At 38.6% G+C, this 15,363-nt stretch carries 14 protein-coding genes; 7 read left to right on the top strand and 7 right to left on the bottom strand.

The window, feature by feature from the left end; genetic code table 11:
• Window positions 1–27 precede the first annotated feature (27 nt).
• The 4 genes from gyrB to ACA100_RS02445 form a co-directional block, all read right to left on the bottom strand.
• Window positions 28–2,433 (bottom strand): DNA topoisomerase (ATP-hydrolyzing) subunit B, encoded by a 2,406-nt coding sequence (gene gyrB / locus ACA100_RS02460; protein ID WP_481078431.1) that lies wholly within the window; start codon window positions 2,431–2,433, stop codon window positions 28–30.
• A 71-nt stretch (window positions 2,434–2,504) separates the two neighbouring features.
• A complete protein-coding gene (gene recF / locus ACA100_RS02455; RefSeq protein WP_481078430.1) occupies window positions 2,505–3,596 on the bottom strand; it encodes a DNA replication/repair protein RecF in 1,092 nt (363 codons plus the stop codon).
• A 2-nt stretch (window positions 3,597–3,598) separates the two neighbouring features.
• Window positions 3,599–4,699: a DNA polymerase III subunit beta gene (gene dnaN / locus ACA100_RS02450; protein WP_481078429.1), complete on the bottom strand. Its 1,101-nt coding sequence runs from the start codon at window positions 4,697–4,699 to the stop codon at window positions 3,599–3,601.
• Window positions 4,700–4,735: 36 nt separating this feature from the next.
• Window positions 4,736–5,095 (bottom strand): response regulator, encoded by a 360-nt coding sequence (locus ACA100_RS02445; RefSeq protein WP_481078428.1) that lies wholly within the window; start codon window positions 5,093–5,095, stop codon window positions 4,736–4,738.
• Between the two features lie 143 nt (window positions 5,096–5,238).
• On the opposite strand from ACA100_RS02445, the gene pheA reads away from it, so the two are divergent.
• Both pheA and folB read left to right on the top strand, forming a co-directional pair.
• Window positions 5,239–6,315 carry a prephenate dehydratase gene (pheA, locus tag ACA100_RS02440; protein ID WP_481078427.1) on the top strand — a complete coding sequence of 359 codons (1,077 nt, stop codon included), beginning with the start codon at window positions 5,239–5,241 and terminating at the stop codon, window positions 6,313–6,315.
• Window positions 6,316–6,331: 16 nt separating this feature from the next.
• Window positions 6,332–6,697 (top strand): dihydroneopterin aldolase, encoded by a 366-nt coding sequence (gene folB / locus ACA100_RS02435; RefSeq protein ID WP_481078426.1) that lies wholly within the window; start codon window positions 6,332–6,334, stop codon window positions 6,695–6,697.
• Here folB and ACA100_RS02430 read toward each other — a convergent pair.
• From ACA100_RS02430 to ffh, 3 genes are all read right to left on the bottom strand, one after another.
• The gene (locus tag ACA100_RS02430; protein WP_481078425.1) at window positions 6,680–6,943 is read right to left on the bottom strand and encodes a hypothetical protein; all 264 of its coding nucleotides are present in this window, start codon (window positions 6,941–6,943) and stop codon (window positions 6,680–6,682) included. The genes folB and ACA100_RS02430 overlap by 18 nt on opposite strands.
• Before the next feature lie 131 nt (window positions 6,944–7,074).
• Window positions 7,075–8,061, bottom strand: coding sequence for a S49 family peptidase (locus ACA100_RS02425; RefSeq protein WP_481078424.1), 987 nt, complete (start codon window positions 8,059–8,061; stop codon window positions 7,075–7,077).
• Between the two features lie 41 nt (window positions 8,062–8,102).
• On the bottom strand, window positions 8,103–9,458 hold the full coding sequence (gene ffh, locus ACA100_RS02420; protein ID WP_481078423.1) for a signal recognition particle protein: 1,356 nt from the start codon (window positions 9,456–9,458) through the stop codon (window positions 8,103–8,105).
• Between the two features lie 181 nt (window positions 9,459–9,639).
• On the opposite strand from ffh, the gene ACA100_RS02415 reads away from it, so the two are divergent.
• The 5 genes from ACA100_RS02415 to glyS all read left to right on the top strand — a co-directional run bounded on the left by ACA100_RS02415 (window position 9,640) and on the right by glyS (window position 15,363).
• Window positions 9,640–10,365: a cytochrome C assembly family protein gene (locus ACA100_RS02415; protein ID WP_481078422.1), complete on the top strand. Its 726-nt coding sequence runs from the start codon at window positions 9,640–9,642 to the stop codon at window positions 10,363–10,365.
• A gap of 2 nt (window positions 10,366–10,367) precedes the next feature.
• Window positions 10,368–11,108 (top strand): twin-arginine translocase subunit TatC, encoded by a 741-nt coding sequence (tatC, locus tag ACA100_RS02410; RefSeq protein ID WP_481078421.1) that lies wholly within the window; start codon window positions 10,368–10,370, stop codon window positions 11,106–11,108.
• Window positions 11,109–11,160: 52 nt separating this feature from the next.
• On the top strand, window positions 11,161–11,787 hold the full coding sequence (locus tag ACA100_RS02405) for a LemA family protein (protein ID WP_481078420.1): 627 nt from the start codon (window positions 11,161–11,163) through the stop codon (window positions 11,785–11,787).
• 21 nt (window positions 11,788–11,808) lie between these two features.
• Complete coding sequence (gene gltX, locus ACA100_RS02400; RefSeq protein ID WP_481079093.1) at window positions 11,809–13,218, top strand: glutamate--tRNA ligase; 1,410 nt, start codon at window positions 11,809–11,811, stop codon at window positions 13,216–13,218.
• A gap of 72 nt (window positions 13,219–13,290) precedes the next feature.
• Complete coding sequence (gene glyS / locus ACA100_RS02395) at window positions 13,291–15,363, top strand: glycine--tRNA ligase subunit beta (protein WP_481078419.1); 2,073 nt, start codon at window positions 13,291–13,293, stop codon at window positions 15,361–15,363.

Here is a 15,363-nt window from a genome sequence, read left to right as displayed (position 1 = left end):
TATTTTTATAAAAATCAATAGGTTATATTAAATATCCAAGTTACCAACGAGCTGGGCATTGCTTTCAATAAATTCACGTCTAGGCTCGACTTCATCGCCCATTAACATTGTAAAAGTTTCATCTGCTTTTTGTGCATCTTCCACTTTAACTTGTAACAAGCTACGAACATTAGGATCCATCGTAGTTTCCCACAATTGTTCTGCATTCATTTCACCGAGACCTTTATAGCGAGAAATTGCTTGGCCTTTTTTCGCCTCTTCAATTAACCAATCAATACCGTCTTTAAAGCTCTCGATATTGAAAGTTTTGTCGCGGTACATAACATAAGCGCCATCTTCGATTAAGCCATGTAATTTCTTCGCAACTTCAGCAATGCGTTGATACTCTACTGAGCGAATAAAACGCTCATCTAATGCATAAGTTTTTGTGTGATCATAATGTTTAACATCAACATCGATCCATTGACTATTTGTTTCTGCATCTTCAGACAATTTAACTGCATAGCTCGTACCGACAACAGGATCTTTATTCAAGGCGTTGGATAATGAATTCATCCATGCTTGTGCTTCATTAGAAGTTAAAAGTTCCGTGGTTAATGGTGCTAATTCTGTGAGAGCAGACAATAGTTTTTCTGGATACATATATTGCATGCGTTCGATTAACTGCTCGATATTTGTGACGCTACGTGCAAGCTCTTCCACTTGTGATGGTGCCATTGCTGGTGCATCTTTACTCGCAAACACTTGGCTATTATCTAAAGCATTACTTAAGAAGAAGCGAACCAATTCAGCTTCATCTTTTAAGTAAGTTTCTTGCTTACCTTTTTGGATTTTATACAAAGGTGGTTGAGCGATGTAAATGTGACCATTTTCAACCAATTCACGCATCTGGCGATAGAAGAAAGTGAGCAATAATGTACGAATGTGTGCACCATCCACGTCGGCATCCGTCATGATGATAATGCGGTGATAGCGTAATTTTTCTATATCAAATTCATCACGGCCAATGCCACAGCCTAATGCTGTGATCAATGTGCCAACTTCAGCTGATTGGATAATACGATCAAAGCGAACACGTTCAACGTTTAAGATTTTACCTTTCAATGGCAAAATTGCTTGGAATTTACGGTTACGACCTTGTTTTGCAGAACCGCCCGCCGAATCACCTTCCACGATGTATAATTCTGATAAAGCAGGATCTTTCTCTTGGCAGTCCGTTAATTTACCTGGTAGACCAGCGATGTCTAATGCGCTTTTACGGCGCGTTAATTCACGAGCATTACGAGCAGCTTCACGTGCGCGAGCGGCTTCGATGATTTTGCCTGTGATTAATTTTGCATCATTTGGACTTTCTTGTAAGAAGTCAGCAATTCTTGCGCTCACAACACTTTCAACAGCGCCACGAACTTCACTCGAAACTAATTTATCTTTGGTTTGTGATGAGAATTTTGGCCCTGGCAATTTTACCGAAACAACCGCGGTCAAACCTTCACGAGCATCTTCACCAGATGTGCTAACTTTAGCTTTCTTGAGAAGATCGTTTTGTTCCATGTATTGGTTTAATGTACGCGTGATTGCTGCTCTAAAGCCCAATAAGTGTGTGCCACCATCTTTTTGTGGAATATTATTGGTAAAGCAGTAAACGTTTTCTTGGTAATCCGTTGTCCATTGCAATGCAACTTCAACGATCACGTTATCTTGTTTGTTGTCACAGTAGAAAACAGCAGGGTTGATGATGGTTTTCTTACGGTTGATATGTTCAACAAATGCTTTAATACCACCTTCAAATTCAAAGATGTCTTCAGCGTCGTAACGTTCATCTTTCAAATGAATTTTAATGCCAGAGTTTAAGAAAGATAATTCACGTAAACGTTTTTTTAGGATTTGATAATCGAATACTGTGATTGTGAAAATTTCAGGGCTTGGCTTGAAGTAAACAGTTGTACCAGTATCTTCTTCATCCACTGTGCCGATTTCGCGTAATGGATAAACTGGTGTACCCAATTTATATTCTTGTTCAAATAATTTACCATCTTGCTTAATGAGTAGACGTAAATCAGAAGATAGGGCGTTGACAACAGAAACACCAACGCCGTGTAAACCACCAGAAATTGCGTTATCGTCAAATTTACCACCAGCATGAAGGACTGTCATTACAACTTCAGCAGATGAAATACCTTCTTCTGGATGCATTTTTGTTGGAATACCGCGACCATTATCTGTCACAGTAATAGAATTATCTTTGTGGATAGTAACAGTAATATCATCACAGTGGCCAGCCAACGCTTCATCGATGGCATTATCCACAACCTCAAACACCATGTGGTGTAAGCCGGTGCCGTCATCGGTATCACCAATATACATGCCAGGACGCTTGCGTACGGCATCTAATCCCTTGAGAACCTTAATACTTGGGCTATTTTCAGAGGTCATTCAAATATCCTTTTTTAATTCTAATGAAACATGCAGTTAATTGCTTAATATCTGCATTCAAAAACGAGTTATTATACCATTTTTTGTACAAAACCTGTAGTTATCTTATATTGATGTGGCTGTACAATTTGCGGATGATTCACAAGCTCAGGAAACTCATTTTCTTCTAAACAAGTGATGAATAATTGCACATTCAATTTTAAAAACTCTTCTAATAAGATTTCTCTATGCTGTTTATCGAGCTCTGCACTCATATCATCCATCAATAAAATGACATTTTGTGCTTCATTATGGTTCTGGAAAAGCTGAATTTGTGCCAATGTGAGTGCAATACTTGCCAATTTGATTTGTCCGCGAGATAAATACTCACTAACATTTTTATGATTAGCTTTGACAATAAAGTCACCGCGATGTGGGCCAGCTCTTGTATGTCCCATGATGAAATCTTTCTCACGCTGGCTTTTTAATTCTTCTGCAAAGTTATTGCCTGTAAAACCTTTGCGATATTCCATAGACCAATCGAAAGGTTGATGAATGAGCTTGGATAATAAAGGTGATGCTTTATCAAAGATTGCTTGTACGAATGCTTCGCGTTTTTGTGTAATTTGATCACCAAATTGCACCAGCAATTCATCATAACTATCTAGAAGTTTTGGATTCTGTTTTTGCCTTAAAATAATATTGCGCTGTTTTAATGCGCGATCATAGTTCTGCCATAGATGATGATAGTTGGCTTCGGTATGGAATAATCCCCAATCCATAAATTGGCGGCGAAATTTTGGGCTATCTGTGAGGAGTTTGCCTGTTTCAGGGTCAAGATAAAGGCAAGGCAGCATTTTTGCTAATGTAGAACGCTGCTTTAATGGCGTTGAATCCACGCGTACAATGTGCTCTTGTTTATTGACTTCGATGCCAATCAAATGATCAGAAAGATCTGTATAGCACTTTGTAATCAGGCGCAAAAACTCATGTTCATCCCCGATGATTTTAGCAAATTCACGCTGGCGGAATGAACGAAGATGGGATAAATAGTAAATCGCCTCTAGTAAGCTCGTTTTACCAGAGGCATTTGCGCCGTAGAACACATTACACTTAGAGTGGAAGTCGATGTTTTGTGTGGCGAGATTTCTAAATCCTGTGAATGATAATGATCGAATGATCACGTTTATAGGCGCATCGGCATAACAACGTGATCAACGCTATCATCTTCAGGGTTTTTGATTAAGCAGCTTGAGTTGTTTTCAGTGAAGCTCAATTGAACCATATCGCCTTCAATGTTTTTGAATGCATCTGTGATGTATGAAGCATTGAATGCGATCATGAAATCTTCGCCTTGATAGTTTACTTCTACTTCTTCTTCCGCAACTTCTTGCTCTGGATTGTGTGCAACCAGTTTGATGAGGCAATGAGAGATATTCATGCGAATGCCGCGGAATTTATCTTGCGATAAAATTGATGTGCGCATCAATGAGTCAATCATTTCAACGCGATCCGCCATAATAATTTTCTCACCAACAGGTGGAATGACGCGTTTGTAATCTGGGAATTTACCTTCAATTAACTTCGTTGTGAAGATCATGCTGCCTAATTCAACGCGCAAATGATTTGCGCTCAGCTGCAAATGCATTGGTGCTGCTTCATTCTCAACAAGTTTTAGTAATTCTTCGATGGCTTTACGTGGAATGATGTATTGATTACTGATGTCTGTTGTGCTTTCTAAGGTATATCTACTGAGTGCTAAACGGTGACCATCTGTTGCGACGGCTGCAATTTCAGAATTTTGCACATCAATCAACATGCCATTTAGGAAATAGCGAACATCCGCACTTGCCATTGCGTAAGCAACGCGCTGAATCAATAATCTAAAGCGATCTTTTGGCAATGTTAATGTTTCTGTGAAATCAATGTGATCAAGCACAGGAAACTCTTCTAATGGTAAACATGCTAATGAGAATTTAGAGCGGCCTGCTTTGATCTCCACTTTATCTGGATTAATTTTCAAGTGAACATCAATGCCAGATGGCAATGCTTTTAAAATGTCCAAAAGTTTTTTAGCAGGAATGGTTGTGCCGCCTGTTAACGATGAGATATAAGGCAGAGCACAAGAGAGTTCAATCTCAAGATTAGTTGTGGTCAGAATGATTTCTTCTGCTTTAACCAATAATTTTACATTCGCCAAGACGGGCAATGTTTGACCTTTTTCAGTCACGCCAATTAACGCTTGCAACGGTTGTAACAATTGCTCTCTTTGTACGATTAGTTCCATAATAAAAAATTTCCACTCATGAACAGATTGAATTAATTACAAATTTTTATTGATTTCATTTTCTAGCAAATTGAAATCAATGGGCTTTGTAATATATCCTACCGCACCTTGTTTGCTTGCCCAAATTTTATCTATATCTTCACTTTTTGTGCTGACCATAATCACAGGTATATGTTTGGTCTTATCATTGTGTTTAATGCGACGTAGAGCGCTAAAGCCATTGCACTCAGGCATGACAACATCCATTAATACAAGGTCAGGAAGATTTTGTTCTGTAAGGGCAACAGCTTCATTACCATCTTTTGCTTCAAGAACTTGATGGCCTAACTTTATTAAAAATTTTGCGATTTCTAGTTTTTGTAGTTTTGAATCATCTGCAATTAGTATCTTAGCCACGAATACACCTTTTAATGTTACATTCCACGGTAATTCATTATACAAGAAAAAAAGAGTTTTTAATAACTTGTCTGAAGAGAGATTGACATTAATTTGAGATTTTGTAATGTTTAGATGATTAAAACCACTTTTTAGAGTTAGAAATGACCACAATTGCAATTCACCGCGCAGAAATTGATCAGATTGATCAGCAGCTTTTAAAATTATTCAATGAACGTGCCAAGCATGCAATGGCGATCGGCGAAATTAAGATTTCAAGTGGCGATACAGAAATGTATCGACCAGAAAGGGAAGCTCAGGTTCTGTCTAACTATATGGAAAAAAATCAAGGGCCAATTCCTAATCAAGAAGTTGCAAGGTTGTTTAGAGAAATTATGTCAACCTGTTTATCCCTAGAAAAGCCGCTGGCCATTGCATTTTTAGGGCCAGAAAAAACTTTTTCTGAGTTGGCGGCGCGCAAACAATTTGGTGGGTCCGCAACATTGTCACCACAATCGACGATTCCAGATGTATTTAGAGCGGTTGAAACAGGATTAGTGGATTTTGGTATTGTGCCTGTGGAGAATTCGACAGAAGGCGCGGTGAATTTAACATTGGATTGTTTTGCACAAACTCAGTTGTTCATTTGTGGTGAAACAACATTGCGCATTCATCAAAATTTAATTTCAAGCGCTGCTGATGAGAAGTCTGTGACTAAAGTTTTTGCGCATCCTCAATCATTGGCGCAATGTCGTAGTTGGCTAGATAAGCATTTACCACATGCGGAGCAAATTGCTTGTCACTCCAATGTAGATGCATTAATGCAATCTCAGCAGTCGCCAGAAAATTCTGCTGCACTGGCAAGTGAAGAAGCGGCTCAGTTTTATCAAATTCCAATTTTGGCGAAATATATAGAAGACGATACGTCGAATACAACACGTTTTCTAGTGATTGGTAATAAGAAAATTGCACCAAGTGGTGATGATAAGACAACATTCATGGTTTCAGCTAATGATCGTCCAGGTTTGTTGAATCAATTGATCGAACCCTTATCTGCGCATAATGTGACGATGTCAAGAATTGAGTCACGTCCTGCGCCACACACAATGTGGGGTTATTGCTTTTATATTGATATTATGGGCCATCAAGATGATGCGAAAGTGAAAAAAGCTTTGAGCGAAATTCATAATCGTGCATCATTATTGAAAATTTTAGGATCATATCCACAAGCCCGTTATTAGGAATTAGTAGAACTTTATGGACAAAGTATTTATTCGCAATTTAAAAGCGGATGCCATTATTGGTATTTATGATTTTGAGCGCGTGACAAAGCAGCCGATTATTATCACGCTAGAGATGACTCACGACAATAAAAAACCTGCATCGACGGAAAATATCCTAGATGCATTAGATTATGAAAAAATTTCCAACAGTGTTAAAAATTTAATTGAAAGCTCATCGTTTCAGTTAGTGGAAACATTGGCTGAAACAATTGCACAACATATTTTGACAACTTATGAAACAGAGCAATTGACATTAGAGTTAAACAAACCCAATGCTATAGCGTTTACTGATTCTGTGGGAATTATGATTACGCGTAATCGATCAGATTATATCGGTTGAATCATCTGATAAAAACATTGCAGACAATATAGCCGCATGGAAACCTGCGGTTTTTGTTAAATCTGCTTCTATGTGCGTTGCAAAACGATTGGCTAATTCTAAAAATATGCAGTCTTTTTCTTGTGTAATATATAGTTTGTAGTCTGATTTTAAATGTATTAAGACGTATAACTTAGCCAGTTTTTTAGCGAGTACTTCGCCATCTTTCTTTTGCACGCATCGAATGAACATTTCTTCTGCCATCATTCTGTTATGCCTCTAATTTTCATTGTTTCCTTTAACTCTGTACCATAGCCACTTAGGCAGTATGCTAAGTGTAGTACAGAGCTTAGGAAATCGATTGTTATTCTAGTTTTTGTATAATTTATGGGTAAAGCTTAACGTAATTGTACTTCTGATGATGAATAAAATAATTTTTGCATCGTTGCGGAGCTAAGTTGTTTAACAAAGCGGCTAAAGCCCTCATCTTGTACTGTAAAATCTACAAGATCAGGTACTTGAATAATATCTCTAGAAACACTTCCTGTAGAGCCAAGGCCATCAATTAAACCTAAAGGTAGTGCTTGTTGGCCGCTCCAAATTAACCCACTGAATAATTCAGGTTTGTCTTGTAAGCGATCACCGCGCCCTTTTTTCACTGCATCAATGAATTGAACATGGACAGTATTCAAAACATCTTTCCAAAATTCAGTTTCGCCTGCATTTTGTGGTGAAAATGGATCTAAGAATGCTTTATGTTCGCCCGATGTGTATAAACGGCGCTCAATGCCTAGTTTTTCAATTGTGCCCACAAAGCCAAATGTTGCTGCTGTTACACCGATTGAGCCCACCAAGCTAGCTTGATCAGCATAGATTTCATCAGCAGCAGATGCAATGTAATAAGCACCTGATGCGCCAATATCCATAATCACTGCATAGATTTTTTTGTTATGCAGTTTCTTTAGGCGATTAATTTCATCGTAAACATATGCGCTTTGGACAGGAGAGCCGCCGCCAGAATTAATTCGGAGGATGATTGCTCGTGCTTTAGGATCTTCAAATGCGCGACGTAAAGCTGTGATGATTTTATCTGCGCTTGCATCCGTACTTGCGGAGATTTCACCTTCAATGCGGATCACAGCAGTGTATTCATCCAGTAAATTACCATTGCTATCCATGAATTTTTTCTGCTCGCCCAAAGTCGGGCCAGCGGCGAACATACCAATGATGATCAGGAAATAGATTGCAAAAATTAATTTAAAGAAAATGCCCCAACGTCTCTTTCTGCGCTGTTCAACAACGCCAGCTTGTAGCGTTTTTTCGAGTACAGAGTAAAGTTGCTTATTCAAAGCACTGTCGTTGTTATTATTTTGAAAATCACTCATTTTACAGTCTATTCCTTGTTTTTATTGTGCGTATATTCGAGTTACTTAGGCATGAATTTTTTCATACCTTGGAAAGATCTCATCACTTTACCAATACCGCCTTTTTTCAACTCTTTCATCATGCGCTGCATTTGTTCAAACTCTTTTACTAAACGGTGAACATCTTGGATATCAACACCTGAGCCTTTAGCAATTCTCATACGACGAGGTGCTTTTAATAGTTTGTAATCTTTACGCTCTTTTAATGTCATTGAGTTGATGATGGCAATTTTCTTCTGGAAAACAGAGTCGTCAGCTTTATCTTTAACTTTCTGAGAAATATCACCCATGCCAGGTAGCTTATCTAAGAAAGTATTGATTCCACCCATGTTGAGCATTTGTTCCATTTGAGTTTTGAAATCATCTAAATCGAACTGTTGATTTTTTTTGAATTTTTCAGTGAGTTCAGCAGCTTTATCTTGATCTACTTTGGACTGAATTTCTTCGACTAATGAAACAACGTCACCCATGTCTAAAATACGAGAAGCCATACGATCTGGATAGAAAGGATCTAATGCATCCAATTTCTCACCCATACCGATAAATTTGATTGGCTTACCTGTGATTTGACGAACAGACAAGGCTGCACCACCGCGTGCATCACCATCTACTTTTGTCAAAACAACACCAGTTAATGGCAATGCTTCATCGAATGCCTTAGCTGTATTAACAGCATCTTGACCTGTCATACTATCGACAACGAATAGTGTTTCTACAGGATCAACCGCCGCATGAATGCCTTTGATTTCATCCATCAACACATCATCAATGTGTAAACGGCCTGCTGTATCCACGATTAAAACATCAGCGCCACTTTTCTTGGCCCAATCTTTTGCACGTAAAACGATGTCCACAGGTTTTTCAGAAGGATCAGATGGAATCCACTCAGCGCCAACTTTGCCAGCAACTGTTTTCAATTGTTCGATTGCGGCAGGGCGATAAACGTCCGCACTGACAGCCATAACTTTTTTGTTGTGCTTTTCTTTTAAAAATACAGCCAATTTACCTGTCGTTGTTGTTTTACCTGCACCTTGTAAACCTGCCATCAAAATCACTGCTGGCGGTTGTGTGCGTAAATCCAACTCTGCATTTTCAGCGCCCATCACTGCAATAAGCTCTTCATGGACCACTTTGACTAAAACTTGCCCAGGGTTCAAGCTCGACATAACTTCGCGGCCAATAGCGCGCTCTTTAACTCGCTCAATGAAGCTTTTCACAACAGGTAAAGCAACGTCTGCTTCTAAAAGCGCCATTCTAACTTCGCGCAGAGCATCTTTGATATTATCTTCTGTTAGTCTCGCTTGTCCGCGGAGTGATTTCATCGTTTGGCGTAAACGATCACTTAAATTTTCAAACATAATGCCTCAGAAATGTATTAAATTAGTGTATTATAGTCTAGATAGTCGCCTAGTTTACTTTAATTAGGCATTCCTTTAAAGTCATTCTTCAACAATGTTGATCCATAAGATTATGAATACTCTACTCTTCATAGCAAACATTACATGTTACCTGATAGCGATATTGGGCATTTTCTGTTTTGTGAAAGGAAAGATCTCTAGAAATTGTATTAAAGTCGGCGTGTTTTTTGCATGGTCGGCGGTTATTTTGCATGCGTGGATGTTGAGCCAAGACTTAGTGAGTCAAGGTGGTATCAATATTGGTGCGGCCAATGCTTTTTCGTTAACAATATTGGCAACTTTGATGATCATATTGCCGAATATCCGTAAGCATCCTGATATTTCTATTGTGCTGTTTATTCTGGCGATCATATCTTTGGTGCTTTCAGAGAGTTACGATTCGCAATTGACGCTGAATAGTGCGCGCCCTATTTTGAGCTTGCACATAGTTTTATCCATTATTGCCTATGCAGTGTTGATGGTGGTTGGTGTACAAGCGGCATTAATTGTGCTTCGCCATAGTTATTTGAAAAAGCCAACAGGTTATTTTTTAAATCATTTACCACCGTTGATGAGTATGGAAAAATGGTTATTCCAGTTAATGGGAATTGGTGCTGTATTATTAGCATTAAGCTTGTTAACGGCTGTTTCTTTTATTGATAATTGGTTTGATAAACAATTCATTCATCGATCAATTTTATCCATTGTATCGTTGATTATTTTTATCACTTTGTTGGCATTGCATCACTTTAAAGGATTGCGCGGTAAACCTGCTGCCAAATATGCGTTAATCGCATTTGTTGTTCTCTTGGTCGGAGTATCTGGCTCGAGAGTGGTTCAAGAACTTTTATTAAATCGCACATCTTAATTATGACGACAGAATCAAATGTAAATCAGGAAGAGAGCGCTCAGCAATCTTTAATTCAGCACTTAATGGAACTTAGAAGTTGCATTTTAAGGGCGCTCCTTGGCGTTGTTGTAATCTTTCTAGGGCTAATTTGGTTTAGAAATGACATTTATACCTTTGTTGCTATGCCTTTGATTGATGCGCTGCCTAATGGTAGTAAATTGATCGCAACAGAAGTAACTTCTACATTTTTGGTGCCCATTAAATTGACGCTATGGTTGTCATTTTTTATAGCTGTGCCTTGGGTAATTTATCAGGTTTGGTTGTTCATAGCGCCAGGTTTATACCAAAAAGAACGCAGACTTGTATTTCCAATGATCTCATCGAGTATTTTGCTGTTTTACTCTGGCATGATGTTTGCATATTTTGCGGTTATGCCACTCATGTTTAAGTTTTTAGTGGGAACAACGCCAGATGGTGTTGAAATGGCTACAGATATTAGTCAATATTTATCCGTTATTCTGAGATTATTTTTTATATTTGGCGTAGCATTTGAAGTGCCTGTTGCAATTATTTTGTTGGTATTGATGAATGTTGTGTCTGTGGATAAAATTAGTACAAAGCGCCCTTATATTATTATTGGTGCCTTTGTGGTTGCTGCAGTTGTCACACCGCCAGATGTTTTATCTCAGGTGGCATTTGCAGGGATGACGATTTTGTTATTTGAAGTTGGTTTGTGGATTGCAAGACGACTCAAACGATAAATAATCACTCGCTGTGTTGAATAATAATAGTAAGAAAACGGAGAACAGTATTATGGCAAATATCGCGGAATTTTTTGGATTATCAACGACAGCGTTGATCATTTGGATGATTGTTGTTGCTATCATTGTAGGATTAGCAATGCTGACAATCTCTGTGTACAACGGCTTAGTCTTAAAACGTAATAATTACCAAAATTCATTTGCACAAATTGATACTGCTTTGATGCGCCGTTTTGATTTGATTCCAAATTTAGTGGAAGTTGCTAAGAAATATATGGAGCATGAGCGCGAAACATTGGAAGCTGTGATTTCAGCGCGTAAGCAGGCAAAAGGTAGCTTGGATGCTGTGAAAAATGATTTAGGCAACGCAGCTTTGATGAATGCGGCTTCAAAAAGTGAAGGCGTATTAAATAGTGCATTGGGTCGCTTGATGGCGGTTGTGGAGTCTTATCCTGATCTGAAAGCCAATGACCAGATGCAATCATTACATAATGAGTTAGCAACAACTGAGAACTTAATTGCTGCACATCGTCAAACTTACAATATTGATGCAACGGAGTATAATAACTACTTGCAGGTTTTTCCGAATAATATGATCGGAGGAATATTTAGTTTTAAACCAGGTGCATTGTATGAGATTGATGACGTACAACGTGAAGCACCTAAGGTTAAATTTTAATTATTTGAGATAAAGATGAGTATGAAAGTTAGAACGCGATTTGCCCCTTCTCCTACAGGGTTTCTGCACATTGGTGGTGCGAGAACGGCCCTTTATTCTTGTTTATATGCATTGCACAATAAAGGCGAGACAGTATTAAGAATTGAAGATACGGATTTAGAGCGTTCTACTCCAGAAGCTGTTGAAGCAATCATTGATGGTTTGGATTGGTTAGGTTTGAACTTCAATGAAGGTCCTTTCTATCAAACTAAACGTTTCGATCGCTATAAAGAAGTGATTGCTGAAATGTTAGAAGCAGGCACAGCTTATTATTGCTATTGCACGCAAGAAGAGTTACAAAAAATGCGTGATTTAGCAGAAGCTAATAAAGAAAAACCTCGCTATAACGGCATGTGGCGCCCAGAAGTTGGTAAAACATTGCCTGCAATTCCTGAAGGTGTTCAGCCTGTTGTGCGTTTTCGTAATCCTGAAACTGGTGTAACAAGCTTTGATGACTTGGTGCACGGCACAATCACATTCCAAAATACAGAATTGGATGATTTGATCATTGCGCGTCCAGATGGCACGCCAACTTACAACTTCTGTGTTGTGATTGACGATATGGATATGGGCATTACGCACGTTGTGCGTGGTGATGATCATATCAATAATACACCAAGACAAATTAACATCTTAAAAGCATTGAATGCACCAGTGCCAGCCTATGCGCACGTTGCGATGATTTTGGGTGATGATGGTCAGAAATTATCAAAGCGTCATGGCGCTGTGAGTGTTACTCAATATCGTGATGAAGGTTATTTGCCAGAAGCAGTATTGAACTACTTAATTCGTTTGGGTTGGTCTCATGGCGATCAAGAGATTTTCTCTTGGGCTGAAATGATTGAATTGTTCGATTTGAAAGATGTGAACAAAGCAGCAAGTGCATTCAACACAAGTAAATTATTATGGTTGAACCAACATTACATGGTGCAAAAAGATCCTGCTGAATTGGCAGCATTGTTAGTGCCATATATGCAAGCGATCGGCATCGAAATCACAGATATGGCTTATTTAGAAGCGGCTGCAAAAGCACACGTTGCACGTTGTCAAACAATGGTTGAATTGGCAGCGATGATTCAATATCTCTATGTTGAAGAGTTAACATACGATGAAGAATCTGTAGAACATCATTTAACAGCTGTATCAAAACCAACTTTGATTGCTTTGCGTGACGTATTTGCAGGTTTAGAAGATTGGTCATCAGCACCTTTAAAAGCTGCGATGAAAGATCTCACAAAAACATTGAACATTAAAATGGGTGAAATTGGCATGCCACTTCGTACCGCGATTGTAGGCAGAGCTGCATCCCCGAACTTGGATGAAACTTTAATCCTTGTTGGTAAAGATAGAACGCTTGCTCGTTTAGAGAAAGCAATTGAAAAAATTGGTTAAAACTTTGACCGAATCAACTAAAAAACTATAATCTTAAAGGATTATAGTTTTTTCTTTTATGGACGAAATTGAATGAGCACAGCAGACTTATTAATTGAAATTGGAACAGAAGAGCTTCCACCAAAATTCTTGAATACATTGTCGAATGATTTCAAAGGATTAATCGAAGCAGAATTGAAACAGGCAAAATTAGCATTTGAGGGTTGTGAAGTATTTGCATCGCCTCGCCGTTTTGGTTTGTTGATTAAAAATTTAGTGGGTCAGCAAGCAGATTACGTGAATGAAAAACGTGGTCCTGCGGTTGTTGCGGGTTTCAAAGATGGCGAACCAACTAAAGCATTATTAGGCTTTGCTCGTGGTTGCGGCGTTGAAGTGGATCAATTGATCAAAGTTGCGACGGATAAAGGTGAATGGTTTGCTTTTGAAGAGAAAATCGTTGGTCAGAAAACAGCCGATTTAGTGCCTGCAATGTTGGTGAATGCATTGAATAAATTACCGATCGCTAAAAGAATGCGTTGGGAATCTCATGAATTTGAATTTGTTCGTCCAGTTCGTTGGATCGTATTATTGTACGGTAACGATGTGATTGATACGGAAATCATGGGTGCGAAATCTGATCGTGTCACTCGTGGTCATCGTTTCCATACAGAAGGTACTTTGACAGTTGTAGCACCAACTCAATATGAAACATTGCTAGAAACAGAAGGCAAGGTTGTGCCAAGTTTTGAAAAGCGTAAAGCAAGTATTGTTGAGCAAGTGAATAAAGCAACGGCACAATACGGTAAAGCAATCATGGAACCTTCATTGTTAGATGAAGTGACAGCATTGGTTGAATTGCCAGTAGTATTGGTAGGACAGTTTGAAGAACATTTCTTAGATGTGCCACAAGAAGCATTGATCTCTACAATGCAAGATAACCAAAAATATTTCCCAATCGTGGATAACGATGGCAATTTAACGCGTTATTTTTGCTTTGTGAGCAATATTGAAAGTGAAAACCCACAAGAAGTAATCAGTGGTAATGAACGCGTAATTCGTCCTCGTTTCAGTGATGCAGATTTCTTCTGGAATTCAGATAAGAAAATTCCTTTGGCAGATTATTTGCCACGTTTAGCAACAACAATCTTCCAAACACAATTGGGTTCACAAAAAGATAAAACTGATCGTGTGGGCGCATTGAGTACTGTGATTGCAAAATCCATCGGTGCAGATGTGGATGTGGTTGCTAAAGCTTCCGAATTATATAAATCAGATTTGTTGAGCAACATGGTGCAGGAATTCCCAGAATTGCAGGGTATTATGGGTCGTTACTATGCACTTGAACAAGGTTTGGATGCACGTATTGCTCATTCATTGGAGCAAGTTTATTGGCCAAAATTTGCAGGCGATCGCTTGCCTGAAACTAAAGAGGCTCAAGCATTAGCAATCGCAGAGCGCTTGGATACAATCGTCGGTATTTTCTCCATTGGTCAAATCCCAACAGGTTCACGTGATCCGTACAGCTTGCGCCGTGCTGCATTAGGTATTTTGCGTATTTCAGTTGAGCAAAATGTTGATTTAGATTTGAAAGATTTAATCAATGTTGCTTACTTGAACTTGCCAGCAGAATTACAAAAGCCAGAAGTTGAAGCTAAAGTATTGAACTATATTTTAGAAAGAATGAAAGCTTATACGGCTGAATTGGGCATTGCCCATGATACATTCGAATCCATTTCAGCATTGGAATTGAACAATCCATTGGATATTTTGCGTCGTTTGAATGCGATCACTGAATTCAGAAAAACTGAAGCAGCGCATAGTTTGATTCAATCTAATAAGCGTATCTCGAATATTTTAGAGAAAAACTTGAAAGATCAAACAGCAATGGCTATGAATGCTGACTTATTGAATGAAGATGCAGAAAAAGTGTTGTTCAAGGCGATCACAGAAATTGCACCAGCGTTGGATAAATCTACAGCTGAGCATAACTATGTAGAAACATTGTCACATTTATCAACATTGGCAGGCCCATTGGATCAGTTCTTCATAGATACAATGGTGATGTGTGATGATTTAGCTGTGCGTGAAAATCGTTTACATCTATTGAACCGCATTCGTCAATACTTCAAAGCAATGGCTGACTTGTCTTTGTTGCAAGATATCTAA

Source organism: Wohlfahrtiimonas sp. XWW7 (assembly GCF_056716055.1).
Note: the sequence above shows the minus strand (reverse complement) of the source record. Positions and strands in the feature narration are given on the sequence as shown.